At 27.4% G+C, this 2,839-nt stretch carries 4 protein-coding genes; 3 read left to right on the top strand and 1 reads right to left on the bottom strand.

Annotated elements, in window-relative coordinates; all coding sequences use genetic code 11:
• On the bottom strand, positions 1-307 hold a 307-nt coding region (locus NSA58_RS18325), incomplete at its 3' end, for a helix-turn-helix domain-containing protein (RefSeq protein WP_257560804.1).
• 9 nt (positions 308-316) lie between these two features.
• Between NSA58_RS18325 and NSA58_RS18330 the strand changes: the two genes are divergently transcribed.
• The 3 genes from NSA58_RS18330 to NSA58_RS18340 form a co-directional block, all read left to right on the top strand.
• Positions 317-802 (top strand): FAD-dependent oxidoreductase, encoded by a 486-nt coding sequence (locus NSA58_RS18330; RefSeq protein WP_257560805.1) that lies wholly within the window; start codon positions 317-319, stop codon positions 800-802.
• Between the two features lie 228 nt (positions 803-1,030).
• Positions 1,031-2,083 (top strand): Fic family protein, encoded by a 1,053-nt coding sequence (locus NSA58_RS18335; RefSeq protein ID WP_039680740.1) that lies wholly within the window; start codon positions 1,031-1,033, stop codon positions 2,081-2,083.
• A gap of 110 nt (positions 2,084-2,193) precedes the next feature.
• Positions 2,194-2,839, top strand: a 646-nt coding sequence (locus tag NSA58_RS18340; protein WP_257560806.1) for an FMN-dependent NADH-azoreductase, incomplete at its 3' end; no start/stop codon positions are given.

Below are 2,839 nucleotides of genomic sequence, written 5' to 3' on the forward strand. Positions count from 1 at the left end.
ACTTAATTATATTTCCTACTACTATGCATAGTATAAAATCTTTTCTTACTAATTTTAATATTTTTTTGATTAATACCTTTGATTGAGGATAGTCTCTATCTTTATGTTCAATCATCCATAAATGGCCTTGGGAACAGTTTACAAGTTCACCAAGTTCTTTATAAGATAAATTATTATTTAATCTATATTTTTTTATCATTTCTGAAAGAGTATCATCTTTGCTATAATTATATAAACGATAGTTCTTATCTCCATATAATTTAAAGCGTATTGGTTTAAGTGTCGCAATACTATTAACACAGCACATGCAAAATTAATGTCACCTTTCTTCAATCTGGAAAAATTAAGAAGTGTATCTGGTTTTGAAACTGCTTGTATAGTAGATCCATATAGTGGAGGAAAGGGAAACTCAATCAGATATATGGCAGTATCTCCAAGGGATAATTATATGAGAGCGGAAAATATGAAAAACTTATTTGTTGGAGGAGAAAAATCAGGATTTTATGTTGGGCATACGGAAGCAATTTGTACGGGATCTTTAGCTGGACATAATGCAGTAAGATATTTGGCTAATATGGATTATTTGCAATTGCCAAGCAGTTTAGTAATAGGAGACTTCATATCTTACTCCAATGAAGAGATGCATAAAGAAGGTGGATCTAAGAAGAGGTTCACTTTTGCAGGAAGTATTTATTTAAATAGAATGAAACAACTCGGTTTTTATACAATAGATAAAGAAAAAATAAAAAAGAAAGTAAAAGATGTAGATTTATTAGGCGTTTACAATAACAACTTAATTTAATAATGAAAAACCTTACTTAAACAATATTTAAGTAAGGTTTTTCTGTTATAATACAAAATAAATAAAGTTGTAAATTTATAAAACACAAGTGAATAATAAAAATATTCTGTAAATTGGCAAGAAATAGTACATAAATAATTGTGAATGGTAACAAATTATGGTAGAATCTAAGTATTACGACGATTATTTTTTAAATAATGTATATTAATGGGGTTTGGAGTGAATATTATGGAATACACTATGGGGACAAAATTGACTAATATATCAGTTGATATGAACATTGTAAAAAAGTTATGCAAGATAAATGAATATAAAGGAGAGCAAATCATCTATAAAAAACAACCTAAGAGTGTGATAATAGATATGACTGATGATGCTATTACTAAATTTGTTTATGATACTTATATTGATAGCTTTAATGGGGGAAAGGAAAACCTTATTAAGTTAATCAATAATGAAATTACACCACATTCTAGGGAGGATATTGGCGTTGTAGAGTTTAGAGATGTAGTAAAAACGGTAAATAGTGCTTATGAAGATATTCAAATATGCTCTCAAACCATACTAGAACTTCATGGATATTTGCATAGATATTCACTTGTAAGAGGTGGAAGGTATAGAAATGAAGCACTAGGTTATTTGAATTTAGAATATGAAAAATTTGATGAATTTAATAAGGACTTAGATAATGAATTTAATGTAGAAAAAAATATAGAAAATAAAGTGGAAAACTTATGTAAAAAATATTATGAGCTTTTGAAAGAAGATAAAGTTCAAGATCTTATAATAATTGCTTCTTTTGTAATGGACTTTATCTTAATATCACCATTTAAGGAAGATAACTTAGCCATGGCAAAAATTTTAACTTTATTACTTTTAAACAAAAGCGGATATGAGATAGGTAGATTTACTAGCTTGGGAAAATTATATTATGATGAAAACTACATATATTTCAAAACCTTATTTACTAAACAAGGAGATTTTGAAAGAGATTCTTATAATATGAATAAATGGCTAGACTATTTCTTAGAGTTTATACTAATAGCGTATGAAGATTTAACTGAAGAGATGAATTTAACAGGAAATAAAAAAGAAACTAAAACTAGAAGAATAGAAAAGATTATTAACTCCACTTTGGGATATTTTACAAAGGACGATGTGAGAAATCAGTGTCCTGATATTCCAGAGCCAACTATTAACCGAGTTTTTAATAACTTGAGAAAAAGCGGTAAAATAGAAGTTGTGGCAAAAGGTAGAAGTGCTAAGTGGAAGAAAAAATAGATTTCAAAGGGGTACACAAAAATGTGTACTTCTTTTTATTATATAAAAGGAATAAATTCAAATTTTTTACAAATAATATAATATTATCAATTATTTATTTGAGGTGAAACATGAAAAAAACATTATTATATATTAGCTGTAATTCAAAACCAGAAAAGCTATCATCAAGTAAAACTGTAGCTAGACTTTTTATACAGAAGTTCATTGAAAAAAATCCTGATTTTGATGTGGAGGAAGTGGATTTATACAAAGATCATATACCAAGAATGGAATATGAATATTTTGCAGGTCGTAGTGCTTTAGTTGAAAAAGAAGCTCTAAAACAATTAGACGACCATGATCAAAAAGAAATACAAAGAATAAATGATTTGTGCGAGCAGTTTATTAACGCTAGAGTATATGTTATTTCAGCACCAATGTGGAATTCATCCTTTCCACCACAACTTAAAGAATATTTTGACTGTGTAATTCAAGACAAAAAGACGATAAAATTTGAAAATAAAAAACCAAAAGGAAAACTAAATGACTTTGATAGAAGTTTAGTATATATTCAATCAAGTGGTGGTAAAATACTTCCATATACAAAACTGATTCTAAATCGTGGAGTTAGTTACATAAAATATATATCAAAGTTTATAGGTATAAAGAAAACAAAGGAAATATTAGTTGATGGGACTGGAACTACAGAAGAAGAAAGATTAGCTTCTATAGATAAAGCAAGTAAAGAAATTGACAAAGTAATGAAATCTTTAAAAT

This window comes from Terrisporobacter muris, from assembly GCF_024621905.1.
GTDB lineage: Bacteria > Bacillota > Clostridia > Peptostreptococcales > Peptostreptococcaceae > Terrisporobacter > Terrisporobacter muris.